The sequence below is a fragment of the Kordia sp. genome (assembly GCF_050633145.1).
Taxonomy (GTDB): Bacteria; Bacteroidota; Bacteroidia; order Flavobacteriales; family Flavobacteriaceae; genus Kordia.
The window spans coordinates 149978-171630 of sequence record NZ_JBOEFY010000004.1; the positions used below are offsets into that span (position 1 = coordinate 149978).

Consider the following 21653-nt stretch of genomic DNA (forward strand, 5'->3'; position numbering starts at 1 on the left):
AAAATGTTTTGGTTGATTTCGTTTTGCGTGATGATTCGCACTAACAATATTCTTACTTTTTTACTGTATTTCCTATACGAAGAGTTGCGTATTTTTTTGATTGAACAATTGAAAATTCTATGATTTATATTTATTCAATTTATATCTGATTAAAAAAAATATCGGTGGAAATATAATAATAGAAGCTATGGAATCATTGGTAAAACTTTTAATAAACACAAATAGAATAATTACAATACAGCCGCAGCCGATTGCAATGAAAAAATTCTTTATAGCTTCTATATGTATCATACATAATATGTAGACAAACTGAATAAAAAGTTACAATTCTACAAATTATATGATTCTAATTTTAAAGTATTGATCAAGTAGTATTACTGTCCAACTTGTAACTAGAATGATAATTGCTGTCCAAAGTTGAAATTTCCAATGCAGTTTGTGTTTTTTACTGATGATATATACCATTGAAAATAGAAAAATGCTAACAATAAGAGATACTGTATGTGTTCCAATTCCAAGAAATTGACCAAAGCGCGCTTCATCATTTGGGTTTAAAAAGTTCATCAATCCAGCAAAAAATCGCATGTAAAATGCTGTGAATAAAAATAGATATAGGTATTTATTCCAACCTTTTGATTTTAGTAGTATAAAAACAATAATTCCTTGTAGAATAGTTATGATTGGTCCTGATATTGAAATGATTGCTTTGTGTGTTTCTGTAGAAATATCTCCATTTAAAGGTCCTACACTATTCAATCGCATGAACGATTCATAACCTAATGATTCGCTAGTAAGCCAATGTGTAAATTCGTGAATAAACCAAGTGATCAGTACAGTAAGTATTCCTGCGACAACATATTTTAGCGTTACTTCTTGGTTTTTCATTTGTTGAATTTTTGTTAGTTGTTGTGTAAATTAACAAAAATTCTTTTGAGTTATTACTTATCAACTTCAGTTCAATGTAAATTTCATTCAAACAAAATTCTATAAACAGCCAACTTTAATTTCGTAAAATACTCAGAATTTAGTTTTTTATTTTCGTTTTCTTTGCTCGCACAAAGAAAAGAAACAAAAGAAAGTGCGCTTTTCCAGAGGTATTTTTAGTTTTTCTCTTATTGAAAAACTAAAACCACATGAATCTTTCTAAATTTTTTCCAAGGCTTCAAAAATTTTTAACGAAAAATCCATGTTATACTGCGGAAAAGACAAAAACCGCTATTGACTGCTGTATTAAATTCACCTTCTCTAACTTTTCGCGTGAAATTTTTTAAATAGAAGATCTATTATGACAGAAAAAATAACATAGATGAAAATGTATTTTGGCAAGTATAGAAACGAATAGAATGCGCCATAGCTTTCACGTCCGCTCGCGTATGGTTTTCCAATAGAAGCATCTATCCAAAAAGTGGCAATTAATAACATTAAAATAAATGTTACTGGAATGACAACAGCGCCAAGAATAGCTGGAATCGATATCTTTTTTTCTGGGTGTTTTTTACGGAAACGATACATTTTCCAAACATGAAATAGTACGATGAAACTTATAAGAATGATCGCTAACCAAAAGGATTCCAGATTGAGTAAGAATGTTGTAAAACTGCTTAGTTTGGGAATTCGAGTAATCTGAATAATGTCTACAGGTAATTTTTCAAAGTGATAAGTAGCAATTCCGTTGTTGTTTCTGCTTTTTGCTTCTCCAAGATTGATTGTTATTTCGTCTTTAACCTTACTCGTATCAATCGTAACATCTAGCGTACCAAAAGATTTCCAGTATTTTGCTGGCGCGAGTGCATAACGAAAACTGTCTTCATTTAATCGATTGTGTTTGTAACGCCAATTGTTTGCTTTGTAACGTACTTTTATACTGTGCTTTCCTGCTGCAATGTCTGTTTTAAAGTATAAGAAATCGTTCAGGGAAATTCGGTCGCTTCTACCGTATTTGAATTGATTTTCGATTTCGCGTATTGCTTTTTGATCTGTGTTGTATAGGTAATGAAAGTTGGTGAGCTTTTCTTTGTCATCTCCGTATAAATCCCAAAAATCTTCTTGTTTTTGAAGCGTTATTTTTTTGCCATCAATGGTGACTTCAAAGTTTTCATAGTATTCTGAAGCATAGAAAAGCAACGGAATTTGTACGCCATCTTTTTCTGCGTTGATGATGTATTCGATGTCAAAATCGGCATATTGAAAGTTTTCATCAACAGTAATGCGCAAATTCTCATGAACTATATGCACATATTGACTAATGAAAGGACGTGTTCCAAAAGTTCCTTGTTGCACTGGAGACGCCATGTTTGCGTTCAACACAATCGCATTGAACATACATAATATAAAGATTCTAAGTTTCATCATCACATCGTATTTCGCCCTAAAAAAGCAGTTTCTATTCTTCTAAATTTATCACATATAATTTCTTTCAAATTTGAACTTCATTAAAAGAAAGAGATCACTCAAAAAAAGTATTTAAGCAACCTCTTTACTACGATCAACTGGGTTATTTTAGGTATTTAAACGTATTCCAAACTTTAGAAATGCCCAGTTTATCTTTGAAATCTTCATAGGTTTTAACTTGATCGTCTCTCGCTGCCATGAGCATAATGATATGCGTATCTCCATACGGATTTGGCTTTGCTACAGTATTGAAATAATATCTTCCGACGAATTCCTTACTGATGCCTTCTTTCATGATTCCAATTGCTTGAAGCGAAAGGTATTTTTTACCATCAAATTCCATAATACCAATGTTATCTTCTTCTATTTCGTATCCGCCACTTTTGAGCATATCACGAATTTGCTTCATAAATGTTTGTCCATCTTTTTCTAGTGACATTCCATTCATTTTAATGTATCCAAACGAATACATTTCTGTTACCACGCTGTCTTTTCCAACGTTTTGAATCATTCCGTACGAGTATGTTTTTTCACCTTCAACTGGCTTCTTAAATTTTAAGTTTGTTGGAATGTCTACGGTAAAATGCACTTCTGGTTTGTCAATTTTTTTAGCAAATTCAGGAGTTACTTCATAGGTTTCTACTTCAATCTTGTCTTTGCATTGCATGAAGCAGATTTGCACACAAAGAAGTAATATGATACTTGTAATTTTCTTCATTTATATATTTTATTAAGTGTTATTCGTATTCTTTTACTTTTGCGCCTTTGTTATTGAATACACCTTGTACAACATTACCTGTTGTTTTGTATTTCATAACACCGAGTCCGTCAATACGATCGTCTTTGAAGATTCCTTTGAATACCGAACGATCAACATAGGTGTAAATTCCGTATCCATTTCGTTTTCCACCTGAAGTATATGCGCCTGTATATACACTTTTATTTTTCCACAAATACGTACCAACTCCGTATCGCTGTTTGTTTTTGAAGAATCCCCAGTAGATATCACCATTATTGTACACATATTTTCCAAATCCATCTTCGCAATTTCCCGTACAATTCCCTGTTGCTTTATTTGCTATATAATCTGTAGTAGTTTCGGTAACTAGCTTTCCATTTTCAAATAGTCCTCCACTTGTAATTTGGTTTTCTTTGTTCATGGTATAGCCCAAACCATGTTGTTTCCCATCTTTCCATCCGCCTATATACACGTTACCATTTTTCCATTTGTAATAGCCAACTCCATCACGACGATTGTTTTTGTATTGTCCATGATAGTACGATCCATTTGGATATGATATGTATGCAACACCTTCTATACTGCTATTTTTAAACGTTGCATCTGTAATAATTCCGTTGACTTTTACGCGTCCCCAACCTTCTTTACAATCGCCTTTTACACAGTCGAAATCAGCACTTGAATTTTTCTTAGTAGTTTCTGTTTTTACAGTTGCTTTCGTTTGTTTTTTGTCTAATTCGCCATTATACGGACGTCCTTTATGAACTACATTATCTTTTGCATTTTTGAACCCTGTTAAGATATACAGCGGCTCGTTATCAATAAGAATTACTGGATCGCCACTAGTTAAGTATTCAAATCGCGCTTTTTTATAATCAATATGCTGTCCTTTAACGACAATAAAAAAGTTATCTTTTTCTAATTCACGTGTGTAAAAAATTGAGTTTTCATCTGTGCTAAGTAAGTTCATTTCCTTTACCGCTTGCTCTTTTTTGTTTTTGTAGTTGTAAATGATGTAGGTTCTTCCGAGTGTTTTTTCGATGCGATGATCAATCATGTGTGATCCGAGAAATGCAAATTCTCGCGCTTTCACTTTGTTTTGTCCGTCTACGTAATTGATAAATTTTCCATCATGCGCATAACTAATCATGTTTTTTCCTTGAGAAAGTACGTTTGACACATACATTTTTGTATTGGCACTATGCGTTTCTTCTTGCACATTTGAAACGGAATAGTAGGTTTGCGTTAAACCATCAAACAGCACTTTTTCATTCGGTTTTACACCTTTACTGATTGTAATATCACTAGCGCGTTTTCCATTGACAAATACCGTTGCTAGCTTTTTTCCATTCTTTTTTCCGTTAGGAATATAATATCCATATTCAAGCTTTGCAGGTTTGTTAGCATCACTAAAATAACGATTGAAGGTTTTATAGTGCTTTGCGTTTGGATCATTGGCCATGTAGAAGTCAATTTTGTTTCTTTTGGCATCTCTTTTCACCACATATTCGTAGACACCTGAGCTCAATTCTTCTTTTACTAAGAAACCGTCTGTGTAATGATATTTTCCTTTAAATCCAGGTTGCTTATCTGCATTAGTGTATTGTATTGCAACTACTAAAACATCACCTTTTTTACTGTATGAATATTCTCTTTGTTGGTGAAATATTCCTTTTTTATTTACAATTATTTTTACAATTCTTTCTTGCGAATCGTAAGCATAGCTTTTTTCTTCACCATACGAGGTTTTTTCAAAAATCAATAGATCTTTATTGTTGAAAGTATACTCACTAAGACTTCCATTTTTGTATTGAAACTTGATTATATTTCCTCTTGAATCGTATTCACATTGATCACCGTAATTGTTTCCTATTATTTCCCCATTTTGATTGTAATAATAGCGTGTTCCGTAATTATAAATCAAGTTTCCACTTCTGTCAAATATTTTTCCGCTAGAAGCATAGATATCGCCACGCAAAAAGAAATGTGCTTTTTTATGTTTGAAACCTATAGGATTTCGCGGTGCATTGACCATGTCTATTTTTTGTGCCATTACCAATTGACACATAAAATAAAACAACATTATCAGTACTATATTTTTCATTGTGGTTATGGTATTTATTCGTTTTTAAATTACTTTTAATGTATTCATCAAATCGTCACACATGTGAATTTTCACAACCAATCCACTGAATACATTTTTAGACATTTCCATTTTTAGGAGTGTTAAATAGCTAATAACATTTTTGTCTTCCAGTCTATTTTTTTCAATGACTAGTTTAAAAATATAGGTCATGTTTTCCCTGTCTATTTCAACTGTTTTTTCAACTCTATCACTTGAAAATTTGTAATCAATCAAGAAGTCTTTTAACTTTTCAACATCTTCTATCATTACTTTATTTGTATAACGAATTTCCGTTCCTTTCGCCATAATTGACTTGAATGCATCTTTTAGTTTGTATACACGTATAGTGTTAAATTGATTATCACAAAGGTGTAAATCGATTGGCAAATTCATATAGCCAGAAAGTTCTTTTGGAAAGACATTAAAGATGTTTTCTAATGATTTGTCTTCTAAAAACTGTTCTTTAATGACCATTTTAAATACATAAGTTTCGCCATCTTTTACAAATTGTACCGATTTGACTTCTCCGTTTGAAAATCCAGATTCAACCAAGTTTTTTCCTAGTTCATCCGCTTCTGCTTCTGTTACACCATCTTTGTAATATACTTCTGTTCCGTTAAAAATTTTCTTCTCACCAAAATCGGTACAAGAAGATACAAGCGTCATTACAAAAAGTAGTATTCCTATTTTTTTTATCATATTGTTGGTATTGAGTGTTTTGAATTCTTTTTAAGTTCTATTCAAAATTCTCTTTTTTTAACAGTGTGTGCAATACGACAGATTGCGTATTTTTCATCAACTTAGTTTTTCTTGCACTTTGCCAAGTAACGTCTTTGATTGCCTGTATATCCTAACTCTATTGCCTTTTTCCAGTTTTCACAAGCATTTTTTAAATCTTGTTTCATATCATACACATTTCCTTTGTTAGCATATGCTTTTCCATATTTTGGATTGAAATCAATTGCTTTTTCAAAATAACTTAGTGCTAGATCAACATTTCCTTTTTTAGCATAACAAACGCCCATACTGTTGTACACTTCTGATTGTTTTTCGTCTGTTTCAATTGATTTTTTATAATCGATTAAAGCTTCATCTATAAAACCCATTGCATCATGTGCGCCACCGCGATAAAAGAATGCTTTGGTATGTTTTGGATGCAACTCAATGACTTTTGAATAATCTGCAATAGCAGCTTTGTAATTTTTATAATCTGCAGCTGCATTTTGCTTGTTGATTAATGCTGTGTGAAATCCTGCTTTGTAAAAATAAGCGTCTATCAACATACTGTCTATTGCAATTGCTTGTTCACATAGTTTGATGCCTTCTGCAAATTTTTGTTGTTCTTTTTTCACTAAAGCATCATCGAGCAACGATTTTGTGTTTTGCGCATTTGCAAATGATACGATGAACAAACTCAGTAATAGATATATAGATTTCATACAGAATGAATTTTAGAATTCAAAAATCTCAATTTATTCATCATCAAACAATACGACGAATTACGTATTTTTATCAAAAAACAAACGATTACTTATATTTTTATAGCACGCGTTTATTTGTGTGTTGGTATACTTTTTGTATGAATAGCATCACTAGCAATTTATCCAATGAAAAAAATTATAACTTTCTGTATTTGTGTATGCTGTCTGCAGTTTTTACAAGCACAACATTGCCAATATGATGCACTTAGCATTGTAGGTATATTTCCACACACGACCGATACTTACACACAAATTCAAGGTTTAAAAATTACATTAGTAGATGCAAATGGCGAACCTATTTTAGTGTATAACTATCATTATTCTGATGAAGAGAATTCATTTTCAGGAAAGCGTGTTCCGTTAACTGCATGGCAAAATCAGCAAGTAGAACCAGATACTGAACATCACAACAAAAATATAAAGAGACGTCTTTTTGCTTTTGCAAATACTGATTATTTATTGACAGGCGGTTTTTTTAAAGAAGCAATTTATATCAAAATAGAAGATATTGACCACGAACATAACGGCGGTTATTTTGAAACAAAAATGATTGCAATTCCTCCTGAATATTTTCTAAGGTTGTGTGATTATGATATGAATTCTACCAAACATAAAAAGGAATATAAAGTGTTTAAAGTTCCGCTGAATTTAATTTCAAAGCAAACCTACTTTCTTGGATTACAGCAATCGGGAGATTATAATTTTGACGGTTATGATGATATAAGAATTGCTAGAAAAAAACCAGATCAATATCAAAAATGGGATTATTATTTATATAACTCGAAGAAAAATGTGTATATAAAAGATGTACTTTTAAGTCGCTTGCATCATGCAACTTTCGATTGGGTACAGCAGCGTTTTTCTGGAAGTCGTTCCGTAGTTTTAGACAAACTAACACGTACGAGCGAAGTGTTTAATTTTTTTGAAGGAAAATTTAGAATCACACAAAAAACTACCTGTAAGCAAACACATGAATTATCAGAACGCAGCGACTGTACTATTTATAAATTAAAGAATGGAAAACTTGTATTTGTAGCGTTTAGACAAGGAGCTGAATGAAATTGTTTCTTAGTTTTTATACGAATGACTTGAATACGGATGTGAAGAAAAATAGTCACTGATATTGAATTTTCTGTCTTCAAATTTCTCTTCTAATATGTTGAAACTTTGAATGCGATCAATTCGAAAAGCACGCATCTCATTTCGTAAATGACACCATGCGATTAAAATCCACTTGTTATCAGTTGAGTACATGGCACAAGGTTCTATTTTTCGTTGAGAAATCTGGTAATCATTCGCTTTTTTATAGTTGATTTCCATGATACTAAAATTGGTAATTGCTAACTGAATTTCAGAAAGTGCATCGCTTGAAGTATCTTCCAATTTCCAATTAAACACATGAATTTTATCGCTCAGTATTTCGCTTTTTTCTTGTATGGATGTTTTAAAAACTGATTTAATTTTTATTAATGCTTCCTTGAAATCGTTCACAAAAGAAACATCTTTAGACTGATTGATAATATGTTCGGCTGTAATAAGTGCATTGGCTTGTTTTTCTGTAAACTGAACAGGCGCAATGGTATACGTATCTATCAAACTATAACCTCTACCTTCAATTGTGTACACAGGCACACCAGCTTCTTCTAGCTTTCGAATGTCTCTGTAAATTGTACGTACACTTACATCGTATTTTTCTGCCAATTCCGTTGCGGTTAACAAACGTTTTGATCGTAACAATGTTAATATCGATATGAGTCTTGCAAGTTGTGTCATACTGTTTGTATCGTATACATTTATTTTAATACTATTAATTTAAACAACTTAATGTAAATGTCAAATCGAACTTGATTCTGTTTCGCATCGCACTGCTAATTAGTTTAATGAGATTCTGAATCAAGTTCAAAATGACGTTTAAAAGAAGCTATTGAGAAAGTCTCTTTTTATGATTAACTCATCGAATGAAGCGCTACACGATTTCCTTCCGTATCAATAAATTGTGCAATAAATCCATTCTCTTGAATGTCCGTTTTTGGCATGATTACTTTTCCGCCAGCAGCTTCTACTCTACCTAATGAAATGCTTAAATCTTCTCCTCCATTTAAATATACTGTCGAACCGTCTTGCGAAGGATTTGAACCATCCATTTGCATGATAGCGCCACCAACTCTATGGCTTTCCATATCGTATGGAAAAATTCCATATTTCATATTATCCATGTGATGATCTTTAATTTCTTCTCCCATTACTTCAGAATAGAATTTTTTAGCTCTTTCATAATCTGTGACTGGAATTTCAAACCAGTTTACTGCGTTTTTCATGTTGTTGTATTTTTTAAAGAATTAATAATACTGCAAATGTATCCGCGTCTTTGACAGATGATGTCAGAGGTATTTTATTTTTTAAAAATTAAGGTTCCACGTTGATATTTACACACATTTTCTATTGTAGAAAGTTGCTTGTATTTCTTGATGATATCTGGATGAATTTCTTCCACAGGCAACGGATTGTGCGTTCGGTAATTTTCTCCTACAAGGTTAATTAGCTGCAATTTGTTTGCTTCACAAAGTTCTAAATAATAGACATACGACAAGCGATTGGTGTATGCAATATCATTTCCAGCCCAATATTTCCATGTTGTATCAGAGTATTTTAAAAAGTTGAATTCTGAAATATTTTTGTCTTGAAAAAAACCTGGATTTGCAAAATGATCTATAAAGTTGATTGTATGCACGGCGCAACCATCTTTAGTCAACCAAGTTTTCATTTTCTTAAATAACGCTTCTAAAAATGTTGGTGGAATGTGTTCAAAAACTACTTGTGAACAGATGTAATCATACGATTTTTTTGTGTTTTCAATATCACTTAATGTGTATTTTGGAATGTAGGTAATATTGCAATATGCACATAGTTTTTCGAGTGTTTGAAACGATTGTATCTGCTGTAGTTTTTCTTTTATTTCAGATTGATTAAATTTTCCTTGCTTCACAATGGCTTGAAGTAATTCATCATTGTTTAAATATTGAATTTGCTTTTGAAACGTTTTGATAGAAACATCTTTGGAAATATCTACCGTAACAATGGCGTCAAAACCTAATAAGTATAAAACTACAGGCGCAATTAACGAATAGCCTGTGCCAATTTCTAAAGCAGATTTTTTAGTTGTTGTATTTAGTTCAATAGTAGAAGCTTCAAACTTTCGAATGCATTCGTAAAATTGATACAAACACACATTTTTATGATAGTTTTTTTTAAGCGTAGCTGGAATGTGATTGAGTTGATCGCCAATTTTTGTAAAATGCAATACCTTCTGTAAACTCGCCTTTATTTTCCAGTGCATACGTTATCAATTTATCGAAAGACATTTTTTTATTCTTCTTTTTCAACAATACAATTCATATCAATACATCAATATTAAAAAATTTAAAGCAGATGACATCAAAATAACTGTTCCAATGCAGGTTTACCATGTAATTTTCACCCTTAGAATTAAATTTATTTTATTTTTATTGAATAATTTTAACATATTTTTAACATTTTTGATTAACTTGTAAAAGCCATTAATACGTTGAGTATATAGAAACTACTTTGATCGCAAACCGAAACTTATAATACTAAAACCATTTTCATACGTTGAAAGAAATTCATAAAAACCTACACCTTTGTTTATCTACCCTTGCTATTTTAGTTGTTGGAGCTACCTACGGATTATATCCAAATACATTTTTACCATTGTTTTTTGATTTCAATGTAGAAAGCACAGACCTTAACCATGTTTTTAGAGCAATGATGGGCTGCTATTTTGCATTAGGAATTTATTGGGGCTATAGTGTCCTTTTTCAAAAACATTGGCGTGGCGCTACCTACTCTGTAATTTTCTTTATGGGCGGATTGGCGGCAGGACGTTTATTAAGTATGTTTGTGGATGGTGTTCCTTCTACTTCATTTACCGTTGGAACAATTTTGGAAATCGTTTTTGTAATTTGGGGATGCTATAATTTAAAAGCATACGCAAAGGAATAATTACTGATATCTCTTACTCTTTAAGAAACATAAATTACGGTACAAATCATTTATAAAAAGCATGATTATGCTGGTTTTGTCGTATTTTTACGATGATTTTAGATACAAGTTTTCATGGAAAAAGAAGCGTATAAAATTTATATTGTTGGTGCAGGGATTAGCGGATTGATTGCAGCAGAAGTTTTAGAAAATTACGGATATCACCCTGAGATTATTGAAGCTACCGACCGTGTAGGCGGACGCGTAAAAACGGATATCGTGAATAATTATCAATTAGATCACGGATTTCAAGTATTATTGACTTCGTATCCTGCTGCCAAAAAATATTTAGATTATACCACACTCGATTTACAACCATTTTTGCCTGGTGCAACTATTTTTACACAAGGAAAACAAAAAACTATTGGCGATCCGTTGCGAAAGTTTTCACTAGTATTTCCAACACTTTTTTCTGGTATTGGTAATTTTTCAGATAAGCTAAAAATACTCAAATTGAATTCCAGTTTAAAGAAAAAATCATTGGATGAAATTTTTAAACAACCAGAAACAACAACACTTGCACATTTGCAAAACTTAGGTTTTTCCGCAGCGATGATTTCGAAGTTTTTTAAACCTTTTTTTAGTGGAATTTTTCTAGAATCAAATTTAGAGACTTCTAACAGAATGTTTGAGTTTGTATATAAAATGTTCGGTAGTGGTTTTGCTGCTATACCAAAATCAGGAATCGAGGCTATTCCCAAGCAATTGGCATCAAAATTACAACGCACAAAGTTTCATTTTGACAAACGCGTACAAAAAGTAGAAGATGGAAAAATCACTTTAGAAAACGGGACAGTTTTAGAAAGTCATTTTACCATTGTTGCAACAGAAGCAAGTCAGTTGATCTCAAATTTAAAATCGCAAGAAACGGATTGGAAATCATGTGAAACCTTGTATTTTGAAACTTCCAAACGCAGTATTTCCAAACCTTTAATTGGCTTAGTTGCAGATGATAGTTTGCTCATAAATAATATTTTCTATCATACTAGTTTGCAAACAGCTTCTACAGGTAATAAAGAATTGCTATCGGTTACAGTCGTAAAAGATCATAACTTATCGAATGCATTTTTAATCAAAAAAGTACAGGAAGAACTGCAACACTATTGCGGCATTACAAATTGTACGTTCTTAAAACAATATACCATTCCAAAAGCATTGCCAAACTTACAACAGCTGCAATATACCATGTCGCCCTCAGAAACACGTTTAACAACTCAAACTTTCCTTGCTGGAGATATACAATTAAATGGTTCCTTAAACGCTGCTATGCTAGCTGGAGAAGCTTCGGCTTTGGGCGTAATTGAAGCATTGGGAAACATGATAAAATCATAATCATTTAAAAACAAAAATATTTATGAAAGTAGCTACACAAGTCGCCAAACATTTTAGAGAAATTTATTTTGGAGGAAATTGGACTGCCACAAATTTAAAAGATGTTTTACACAATATTACCTTCGAACAAGCGACAACTAAGGTGAAAGATTTAAATACAATTTTAACCTTAACATATCATATTCAATATTACGTAGCAGCCGTATTGAAAGTGTTTCAAGGTGAAGAATTACAAGCAAAAGATGCACATAGTTTCAATCATCCGAATATTACTTCGCAATCAGAGTGGGAAGCATTTACAAGCAAGATATTGAAAGATGCAGAAGTTTTTGCTGACTACTTAGAAAAATTACCTGAAGATTGTTTTGATCAGCCTTTTACAGATGAAAAATATGGTAGTTATTACCGTAACATGCACGGAATTATTGAGCATTCGCATTATCATTTGGGGCAGATTTCATTGTTGAAGAAGTTGGTGTAATGTTGTTGATTGTTGATTTAGAAAGTATATTTTTCAATTTAAAATTCAACTGTATACTATAACAATTTTAACTTCGTTATTCGTATGTGTTTTTGACAACTTACTTTTGAAGACACATTACAGGAAATCCTAGCAGCTTTTTTTTAGATAATTTGTTTTGAATCGTTTATCTTTCAACACTTAAAATTGCAAACTCATTAAATGCCTAATTTCACCCGAATTCTTATCTGTATGTTATTGTGTTGTTCTGCTACAGCGTATGCACAATTGGGCGATTTGGCACGAATTGATTATACGTATATCCCCAAAGCAAAATCGGATATAGAATATTCTAGAATGCGCGCGCTATTCAATTATCCAATTAAATTGAAAGATGACGACACCTATTTATTTTTGGGGCTTGACTATAGTAATATTCATTTAAAATCGAATCGAGAATTTCCTTTTCCAACACGTGATTTAAACGATTTTCAATTGCTCGATTTTAGCATAGGTTACACAACTCCTTTGAAAAACAATTGGCGTTTAGGCGTTCGTTTCCAACCTGGGTTTAGCACTAATTTAGCTGCAAATGCCTTAAGTCTTGAAGATGTTGTACTTTCTGGAACTGTTGTGTTTATAAAAAAAGGGAAAGAACAGTATGGAAAAGCTCAAAAATTGATTTTAGGAATTACATACTCTGGAAATTCAGGTTTTAACTTTCCGTTGCCTTTTGTGAGTTTCTATAAAAAATTTCGTCCTAAATGGTCTTATAATCTTGGAATTCCCAAAACAAATCTACAATATCATTTTTCAAAAAAGCAGCGATTAAAAGCCTTTGCCCAACTGGATGGTTTTACGTCAAATTTACAACGTGAAGTTCCCGTAATTAATGGAGAAGCAGCAAGAAGTATCAATATGTCATTGATTTTATCTGGATTGCAATACGAATATTATATTACCAAACAACTACAATTTTATGCACGTGCTGCTTATATTTTTTCTTTAAATAATGAGCTTCGAAACAATAGTAGAGAGACTATTTTTTCACTAGATAACAAAGCCAAAATCTACTTAAGAACAGGTATTAAGTTTAAGATTTAATACGGAACTCATTTAAACATTCCTATATATTATAATTAATTAGCTCAATCAATTTCATAGTAGACTTGTACTCAGCATTTACGGAACAATTATTGTGTAAATGTATTCACATTACAAAAACATTTTAACCACTCTACATTATGAAAAAACTTTTACTCACTTTTTTATGCATAACAAGTGTACTATCTACAGCAGTAGCATCTCACCAAATTAACATTCTAGAAACACAACAAACAACTCCCGAAAAAACATTTTGTGACGGCTGGGAAGATGGTTATGAAGATGGCTTTACATATCATAGCATTCAAAATCGCAGAATAAAACCCATTTTTACAACACCTACTTGTCCTATTTCTAAAATTGGATTTGACACCTATCAAGATGGTTATAACTGCGGACTTATTCAAGGTAAAAAAGATTTCAAAAAACGAGATCCAACAGTTGAAGATGATGGCAGTCATCCTATAGCAATTCCAGCAAGAGATATAGATGATGAACGTTCTTTTTGTCAAGGTTGGAAAAATGGTTTTGAAGTTGGCTACACGTATTATTATGTAATAAATAGAAGGAGAAAACCTTTTTTTACGACACCTATTTGTCCTGTTGCCAAAATTGACAATGACAACTACCAAGCTGGATACAATAGAGGTTTACTAGCTGGTAGAGATGAATTCCAAGAGAGAAATCCAGATCTTGAAACTTCAGAAGAGGAAATACATATATATCAAAAGAAGAGGAAGAAAAGGAAGAAGAGAAACAATAAAAAAGATAAGCGTTCGTATTGCGATGGTTGGGAAGATGGGTACGAAGATGGATACACACACCACAATTCCGTTAATGGAGGTATAAAACCTATTTTCATCACACCAATTTGTCCTATTTCTAAAATTGGGTATGATACCTACCAAGATGGCTATGATAGAGGTAGAAAAAAAGGCTTGAAAGATTTTAAAAAACGATAACTATAAAAAAAGCCTCATATTTCTATGAAGCTTTCGTTTAACAGCAAAACTCCTAATTCACTCTACATAAACTTTTTATTACTTGAGATTTAAGCAAAAAAGGAGTCGCTGATTATTAATTCGATTTTAACTAGTAACGATATAAATTTAGCTATGAAATAATGGTATAAAAAGTATTTGCAGTCGTATTTATTTAAATTCGAGCAGTTAAAAAATGCGCTTACAATACGTAATTACTGTTATAAGAATGTTTTATTGTGTAAAAAAAATATGTCTTAAGTGAATTAAGAATGACTTGTTAAATTCAAAATACTTATATTTAATGAGCTAAAATTATTACTAAATACAGTCTACCTGTAAAACAATGGCTACCAATTAGCAACCTAACAATAGCAATTTATTCTTCAGGTTTTGCTTCTTTTAAGAATATGAAAAAGGGTATTTATACCTGTAGTAATTATAATACTTTTTTTTAGCTTAGCTAAATGAAATCAATAGGTTAACTTTTTGAGTATAAAAAAGCTGTATCCTATTTTAAGTTGGCTTACAACACCGTTCACAGACAGAAAAACTAAACTATCATACCACCATATTATTAACATTTACAAAAAATTATGAACACTGATCCAACTACAAAATTTATCAGCACGCTGGAGCAAACACCCACGATTGCTGGAGAGTTGAATTCAAACCTAAAGCGTTTGAAAAACAATCTCGATGAAATTATTAAAGTTTTAGGCTATTCTAAAACAATTGATGACAATCTAACAAAACTTGACAAGTATTTAACAGAGACCAAAACATTATTGACTTTTGTTTCAGTAATTCCAGAAGTTGGACAAGCAGCTTCCGTATTGAAACAGTCAATAACTGTACTTCAACCTGAGGTGAAAGCAGCAAAGAAAGCAGCTGACAGTATTGAATCTGTAGTAAAACCATTGCGTGAAGCTTTACAAAAATTAGATCCTGTTTTACAAAAGTTGATTGATGCAACACAAAAAGTAAAGGACACCTCTCAAAAGTTTTATGATACATTCACTAGTGTATATAAATGTGTGCAAAGCTTACCAGATGGTAGTGCAAAAGACACTTCTATAAAATACTTAAACGAATTCTCTAAAGATGCAGAGCCAGGAGTTTCAGCACTCAATACAACAATGTCTGAAGCTAATAAAGTAATTGAAAGTTTCTACAACGAACTTGAAAAAATCAAAGACGCACTTAATCCATTAAATGCTATTAATAACGCCATCAATGATGTTCTTAGTGCTCTTGATCCAGTAATGAGTCTCTTAAGAGAATTAGAAAAGAAATTAAAAGATATCAAAATATGGATTCCAATACCATATCCACACGAGTATAGCTTGTATGAGATCTTTACCATATTTAAAGGAGTCGCAGAATGGATTGACAAAGCATTGGAACCAATCCAAGACTTAATCCAAGATCTTCTTAAAGCATTAAACATCAATTTAACGATTCCTAGTCTTTCAGATATTTTAAACATCCATATCAATATTCCAGCAATTCCAAACTTTGATCAATATTTAGAAGCAATTGAAAAAGCTCTTAAAGAAATTACAGATGCATTTGCTAAATTTAGCCTAAAATGTCCGCCTGAGGATAATTAGGGTGAACGATGAGCAAACCGAAAATATTATTTTTACCATTAAGCAACGTACTGGGTCATTTGACCCGTACGTTTTCGCTTGCAGAGGAGTTTCTAACACAAGGTGCTGATGTTCATATTGCTTGCGATACGTACTATTCAAAATTAATACAGGCGCTTCCTGAAGGCATTACAATACATCCATCAATTGAAATGCCCGCGAGTAGTTCGCGTTCTTTTGGCGCTATCAAATCTTTTGGTTCTGGAAGAAAGCACGATTTATTAAATTTTGAAAGTGCAAATCATTTAAGCGCTGACGATCTTAAAATGAGAGGTCAATATTTGATAGGAATGGTCGAAAATGACAAACAATTAGTCGCGCATTTAAAACCTGATTTGATTGTTACAGATTATCGATATACAGTTACCTTACTATCTGAATTTCCAAAAAATCGTATTTTTCATATTTCAAACATGCTCGGTTTTCTTTCTTTTTGTCATAGAACAAAAGGCACGCTTTTTTCTCCCTTAGATACAGGAAATATATTAGTTCCCGGTATTCCCGAAATAGAATTGACCAACGATAAAATACCTATTGAAAATCCAAATATTAATTGGTGTGGACATTTTTCTTGGCAAGGCTGGAAAAGACTTTATAAAGATACTACATCACTCGAAAAAGTAGCTATTTTTCTTTGTTTTGGAAGCACAGGAAATGGTTCAACTTTAGTTCCTTGGCTTTTGAAAAATATAAACAAGCATTATAAAATACGAATGGTTTCTGATAGTGATTATCAAGTAAAATCTCAAGAAAATGTACACAGTGTCAAATTTGGATATTTAGCAGGATGCCTCACAAAAAGTAGAATAGTTTGCTGTCATGGCGGACATGGAACTGTGATGGAATGTATTTTACACAAAACACCAATGCTTATATTTCCTAATAATATAGAACAATTGGAAATTGGCAGACAAATAGAGAAATTAGGCTTAGGAATTTTAATGGACAAACCACAAGAATTGCTAGATGCAACTTATTTAAATGCTACCATTGAACGCTTGCTTACCAATACAGACATACAAAAAAACTTAGTCAACTATTCTGACTTACTAAAACAATACAACGGCGCCAATAAAGCTGCTTCCATCCTATTGGAAACATTGGCAACTGATTAAAGGAATATATACATGAGCATAGAAACATACACACCTGAAAATCCTGAAGAAGAAAATTGGGATGCAATTGTTGTAGGAACAGGTATGGGCGGAGCTACGATTGGTTTTGAACTCAGTCGTCTTGGCAAACGTGTTTTGTTTATAGAAAAAGGAAAATATGTACAAGCGGTACATTTTGTAAATGGACAAATTCCCGCTGGTATTGATGAAACGGAAGCAAGACTTATTAAAGGACGCTGGCCAAATAAATTGGAAGGGAAAACTTCGTTCGGAAAAACAAATTTCTTCGGACCTGTAGGTTGTGGTACTGGCGGATCTACCATTTTATATGGCGCACAATTGGAACGTTTTCAAGCAGCAGATTTTACACCAAAAAAATACTTTAAAAATATTGGCGATTCTACCATTCCCGAAAAATGGCCAATAAATTACACTGATTTTATTCCATATTATAGAAAGGCAGAAGCACACATGAAAGTTTGTGGTACGCAAGATACTTTGAATCCAGATGCAGAAGCACCTTTGCTAGAAGCACCAGCATTGAGCGAACGCGATCAGTTTATTTTTTCTTCGATGAAGGATGCTGGACTCCATCCGTATCGTTCGCATGTGGGATATCATAATTCAGATAAATGTTGGGAATGTTTGGATCTTTGTTTTCGTGGTTGCAAAAGTGATGCAGGTACACGATCGTTGCTTCCTTCACTGTATCAACATGGCGCTAAAATTTTAACTGAATGTGAAGTAATTCGGTTAGAAGCAGACGCAAATAGTGTAAAAACGGTTCATGCTGTATATGTAAAAGGTGGAAAAGCAATAAAACTTCAAGCAAAAACAGTCATATTAGCTGCAGGAGCCTATGCAACACCAAGTATATTATTACGTTCCAAATCGGATCATTGGAAAAATGGTTTGGCAAATGGTTCTGGTATGGTTGGACGAAATTTAATGCTTCATACAAGTGATTTTATCATGGTGAATCAAAAAGAAAATCGAGATGCAACTGGTCCAATAAAATCAATTACGCTGAATGATTTTTATATTCATAACGGTCAAAAACTAGGAACATTTCAATCGGTTGGACTAAAAGCAATACCGCCAATTATTTTGAGTTATTTACGCTATGTAGAAGAAAAAGACCCAAGTTGGTTTCGAAGAAGAGTGAGTTTTATGCTGCCAAAAGTTTCTGAACTGGCAAGTAAATATTTCCATAAAAGTTCTGCATTTAGCACTATTGTAGAAGACCTTCCGTATTTGCACAATCGCATTGAACTTGATTCAAATTCTAAAAATGGTTTCCGAATTCAGTATACCTATTCAAAAGAACTAAAACAACGAAATAAAAAGCTGTTGAAACTAATTTCAAAATCACTCGCGCCAAACTTAAAAACTACGGTAGTTACTGGAAGTAAGAATAACATAAATTTTGGTCATGTATGTGGCACGTGCCGATTTGGAAACGATCCAGAAACAAGTGTTTTAAATGCTGATAATAGAGCGCACGAAGTAAACAATCTCTATATCGTTGACGCTTCATTTTTTCCATCGAGCTCTGGAACAAATCCGAGTCTTACCATTGCAGCAAATGCAATCCGCGTAAGCGAAATTATAAACAAGCAACTTGATTAATAGCATTATTTACTAGTATTATGATAGACGAAAATATACTGAAAGAATATAATAAATTTCGACACGGAGCTTCATTACACACCTTGTGTCCTGCGCCTTCCATGAACTTGCATTTTTCTCAATTAGGAATTGTGACGGCTTGCTGTTTTAATCGTACGAAAGTTATGGGTGTATATCCAAAACATTCGTTGGATGAAATTTGGAATAGTGATGAAGCACAAAAAATGCGAAAAGAATTAGAAGCTGGAAAATTTCCGATTGGTTGCGAAAAGTGTCGTGAACAAATTCTATCAAAAGATTTTGGTGGATCGCATGCTAACTTTTACAGTCAACAAGCTAAATATTTCGGAATTACGAGAGACAAAAGGAATGCTGAAACTGGTGTAAAATTAGATTCAGATGTTTTACCAATGAAGTTGGAATTCAACATTCACAACAATTGCAATTTACAATGTATTATGTGCCACGGATTGGCTTCGTCTTCTATTCGTGTACATCGAGAAGGGTTGCCAGCCATGCCAAATCCGTATGATGATGCATTTGTAGCACAACTAAAAAAATATTTACCACAAGTTGTAGAAACTGATTTTATGGGCGGCGAACCATTTATGATTGGCGCTTACAAAAGTATTTGGAAAGCCATTAGTGAAGTAAATCCGAAAATTAAAACTTGTATTTTAACGAATGCAACCATCTTGAACGATGCTATAAAATCGCTGTTGGAAAGTTTTAATTGTTGGATTCACATTTCCATAGATTCTTTCAAAAAGGAAACCTACGAAACCATTCGAAAAGGTGCTTCTTTTGAAGAAGTGATGGAAAATTCAAACTATTTCAATCAATTGATGAAAGCCAGAGGACTCAACCTAGTTTGGCGTTATTGTCCAATGCGCATCAACTGGCATGAATTACCAGAAACGGTGAGTTACTGTACGGAGCGAGATATTAAATTATTTTTCAATCAGGTTGATTCGCCTATAAACATGTCTTTAACCACACTTCCAGTTGATGAACTTCAGAAAGTAATTGATACCTTAAAAGCAGAAGAACCTAAGTTACCAACCACAGAAGTTGCTTTAGAAAATCTTAAAAATTATAGAGAACTTATTTTCCGATTGAGTGGTTATCTGACAAAAGACAATCGAAGTAATGCATTACAATCTAGACTACAAGCTGGTAAAGCAGTTGTAAATCATTATACGCCAACACGTGAAAATTCATTGCAAAAACGCGCAAGATTCGATCTGTTAAACGAACAATTATCACCTGCACTTCGAAGTTATTTGATCAATCGATTGAATATAGAACAAGCAGAAAAAGCCAAAACGGAAATCACAAAAACTTCCTACGATATCTTTCATGCTTCTCATGAAAATGTGATTGCTATTGCTACAGATATTAGCATTCCAGAGCTTTTAGACATGTATTTGAAAGAACTAGCACGTGTTATTTCTGGAATTTGGGGCGTTACAAAAGTCCACGACCGTGAACTCTTTAAGCATATTGATCATTTTATTAAACATATTTCGAAAGAAGAATATTCAGATAAACTTGTAGATGTAAGATATATTTTTGGGATATCGCTTTTAAACACCTATCAACGTATTATTGATTCAGATTCGATTCATACTACTTTTGAAGAGTTGTTTGTAATTCAAGAACGTAATGAAATGGCATGAGTTTTATATAATTTTTTCGATTAAAACTTTCTAAATGTAGAGAGACACTTATTTTACATAACTAAATTATAGGCTTCTATTTTCGTTTTAGTTCTTGTGTTTTCTATTTTTAAATTAATGAACTCATGAATCTTCGATGTCTTTGCTCGCCCAAAGAATACTGAATTAAGTCAGCACAGGCTTCAACAAAAGAAAGACACTCTTAAAAGTGTTAAGAATGCCTTGTTTTTTTGAAATTATAGTGTTGCGCAACGGTTACCGGTGTTGTAGCACGTTTTTATTTATTTATTAGTTTTTCTGTTCTGTTTAATTTAGGATATTCCGGTATAAATTTTATTAGAACAGTATCTTTTATATTCACTTTGTCAAAATCTTCGATTTCCATATGAAAATTAGAATTGTAATCAATTCCATTGTAATTAAATTTAGATTCTAACCAACGAACAGATTTGGAACCTCTTTCTTTTTTTTCTACAATTCCGCTTTTTAAAATTCCCTCATTATCGATTTTATTTTGGATTCGATATGAATTATAAAGTATTAATGGAATTATCAAACCAAAAACGCAGAATGATAAATTGATAATCAATTTCCTTTTTTCTTTTGGAAGAAATTCGGTTAATATTCCAAAAAAGATTGCTGTAATACTTAAATGACAAAACCCAATTAAGAAAAAGAATTCCATAAAATATAATTCCTTATACCAATGGATATATAAAATAAATTCTAATCCGATTAGTATAGTGCCTAAAACAAATAATGTCTTTTTCAATCAGTTCTAATTTAGTCGTTTTGGTAGTTGCTCAAAATGTGCTACAACGTCTGGTATAACCGTCAGTTACGGGTTAAATTAGTGAATATTTTCGGTTTAGCACAGACTTAAGCAATTCCGAGTGGATTCGGACGT

General features: G+C 32.5%; 20 protein-coding genes. 10 read left to right on the top strand and 10 right to left on the bottom strand.

Going from position 1 to position 21653, the window contains the following annotated elements; translation table 11 throughout:
- Nucleotides 1-336: 336 nt before the first annotated feature.
- From ACRBBL_RS02885 to ACRBBL_RS02910, 6 genes are all read right to left on the bottom strand, one after another.
- Nucleotides 337-885, bottom strand: a complete 549-nt coding sequence (locus ACRBBL_RS02885) for a hypothetical protein (protein WP_431367537.1) — start codon at nt 883-885, stop codon at nt 337-339.
- A 360-nt stretch (nt 886-1245) separates the two neighbouring features.
- A complete protein-coding gene (locus ACRBBL_RS02890) occupies nt 1246-2352 on the bottom strand; it encodes a hypothetical protein (RefSeq protein WP_431367538.1) in 1107 nt (368 codons plus the stop codon).
- A gap of 142 nt (nt 2353-2494) precedes the next feature.
- The gene (locus tag ACRBBL_RS02895) at nt 2495-3109 is read right to left on the bottom strand and encodes a hypothetical protein (RefSeq protein ID WP_431367539.1); all 615 of its coding nucleotides are present in this window, start codon (nt 3107-3109) and stop codon (nt 2495-2497) included.
- 19 nt (nt 3110-3128) lie between these two features.
- Nucleotides 3129-5234 carry an MORN repeat-containing protein gene (locus tag ACRBBL_RS02900; protein WP_431367540.1) on the bottom strand — a complete coding sequence of 702 codons (2106 nt, stop codon included), beginning with the start codon at nt 5232-5234 and terminating at the stop codon, nt 3129-3131.
- 24 nt (nt 5235-5258) lie between these two features.
- Nucleotides 5259-5954 (bottom strand): hypothetical protein, encoded by a 696-nt coding sequence (locus ACRBBL_RS02905; RefSeq protein ID WP_431367541.1) that lies wholly within the window; start codon nt 5952-5954, stop codon nt 5259-5261.
- Nucleotides 5955-6055: 101 nt separating this feature from the next.
- Nucleotides 6056-6694 carry a tetratricopeptide repeat protein gene (locus ACRBBL_RS02910; RefSeq protein ID WP_431367542.1) on the bottom strand — a complete coding sequence of 213 codons (639 nt, stop codon included), beginning with the start codon at nt 6692-6694 and terminating at the stop codon, nt 6056-6058.
- A gap of 168 nt (nt 6695-6862) precedes the next feature.
- On the opposite strand from ACRBBL_RS02910, the gene ACRBBL_RS02915 reads away from it, so the two are divergent.
- Nucleotides 6863-7795 carry an XAC2610-related protein gene (locus ACRBBL_RS02915; RefSeq protein WP_431367543.1) on the top strand — a complete coding sequence of 311 codons (933 nt, stop codon included), beginning with the start codon at nt 6863-6865 and terminating at the stop codon, nt 7793-7795.
- 9 nt (nt 7796-7804) lie between these two features.
- On the opposite strand, the gene ACRBBL_RS02920 is transcribed toward ACRBBL_RS02915, so the two are convergent.
- The 3 genes from ACRBBL_RS02920 to ACRBBL_RS02930 form a co-directional block, all read right to left on the bottom strand.
- On the bottom strand, nt 7805-8509 hold the full coding sequence (locus tag ACRBBL_RS02920; protein ID WP_431367544.1) for a helix-turn-helix transcriptional regulator: 705 nt from the start codon (nt 8507-8509) through the stop codon (nt 7805-7807).
- A gap of 173 nt (nt 8510-8682) precedes the next feature.
- Nucleotides 8683-9054, bottom strand: a complete 372-nt coding sequence (locus tag ACRBBL_RS02925; protein ID WP_431367545.1) for a VOC family protein — start codon at nt 9052-9054, stop codon at nt 8683-8685.
- 74 nt (nt 9055-9128) lie between these two features.
- Nucleotides 9129-10073, bottom strand: a complete 945-nt coding sequence (locus ACRBBL_RS02930) for a methyltransferase domain-containing protein (RefSeq protein WP_431367546.1) — start codon at nt 10071-10073, stop codon at nt 9129-9131.
- A 293-nt stretch (nt 10074-10366) separates the two neighbouring features.
- Here ACRBBL_RS02930 and ACRBBL_RS02935 point away from each other — a divergent pair, with 293 nt between their 5' ends.
- From ACRBBL_RS02935 to ACRBBL_RS02975, 9 genes are all read left to right on the top strand, one after another.
- On the top strand, nt 10367-10756 hold the full coding sequence (locus tag ACRBBL_RS02935) for a DUF4345 domain-containing protein (RefSeq protein WP_431367547.1): 390 nt from the start codon (nt 10367-10369) through the stop codon (nt 10754-10756).
- A gap of 114 nt (nt 10757-10870) precedes the next feature.
- Nucleotides 10871-12127 carry an FAD-dependent oxidoreductase gene (locus ACRBBL_RS02940; protein WP_431367548.1) on the top strand — a complete coding sequence of 419 codons (1257 nt, stop codon included), beginning with the start codon at nt 10871-10873 and terminating at the stop codon, nt 12125-12127.
- 22 nt (nt 12128-12149) lie between these two features.
- Nucleotides 12150-12608 carry a DUF1572 domain-containing protein gene (locus ACRBBL_RS02945; RefSeq protein ID WP_431367549.1) on the top strand — a complete coding sequence of 153 codons (459 nt, stop codon included), beginning with the start codon at nt 12150-12152 and terminating at the stop codon, nt 12606-12608.
- A gap of 201 nt (nt 12609-12809) precedes the next feature.
- Entirely contained in the window at nt 12810-13691 is an 882-nt protein-coding gene (locus ACRBBL_RS02950) for a DUF6268 family outer membrane beta-barrel protein (protein WP_431367550.1), read from the top strand.
- Between the two features lie 140 nt (nt 13692-13831).
- Nucleotides 13832-14653, top strand: a complete 822-nt coding sequence (locus ACRBBL_RS02955) for a hypothetical protein (RefSeq protein WP_431367551.1) — start codon at nt 13832-13834, stop codon at nt 14651-14653.
- Between the two features lie 614 nt (nt 14654-15267).
- Nucleotides 15268-16284, top strand: coding sequence for a hypothetical protein (locus ACRBBL_RS02960; protein ID WP_431367552.1), 1017 nt, complete (start codon nt 15268-15270; stop codon nt 16282-16284).
- A gap of 8 nt (nt 16285-16292) precedes the next feature.
- Nucleotides 16293-17438 carry a glycosyltransferase gene (locus ACRBBL_RS02965; protein ID WP_431367553.1) on the top strand — a complete coding sequence of 382 codons (1146 nt, stop codon included), beginning with the start codon at nt 16293-16295 and terminating at the stop codon, nt 17436-17438.
- Nucleotides 17439-17450: 12 nt separating this feature from the next.
- Nucleotides 17451-19067, top strand: a complete 1617-nt coding sequence (locus ACRBBL_RS02970) for a GMC oxidoreductase (RefSeq protein WP_431367554.1) — start codon at nt 17451-17453, stop codon at nt 19065-19067.
- 20 nt (nt 19068-19087) lie between these two features.
- Complete coding sequence (locus ACRBBL_RS02975) at nt 19088-20746, top strand: twitch domain-containing radical SAM protein (RefSeq protein ID WP_431367555.1); 1659 nt, start codon at nt 19088-19090, stop codon at nt 20744-20746.
- 277 nt (nt 20747-21023) lie between these two features.
- On the opposite strand, the gene ACRBBL_RS02980 is transcribed toward ACRBBL_RS02975, so the two are convergent.
- On the bottom strand, nt 21024-21518 hold the full coding sequence (locus tag ACRBBL_RS02980) for a hypothetical protein (RefSeq protein WP_431367556.1): 495 nt from the start codon (nt 21516-21518) through the stop codon (nt 21024-21026).
- Between the last annotated feature and the right edge of the window lie 135 nt (nt 21519-21653).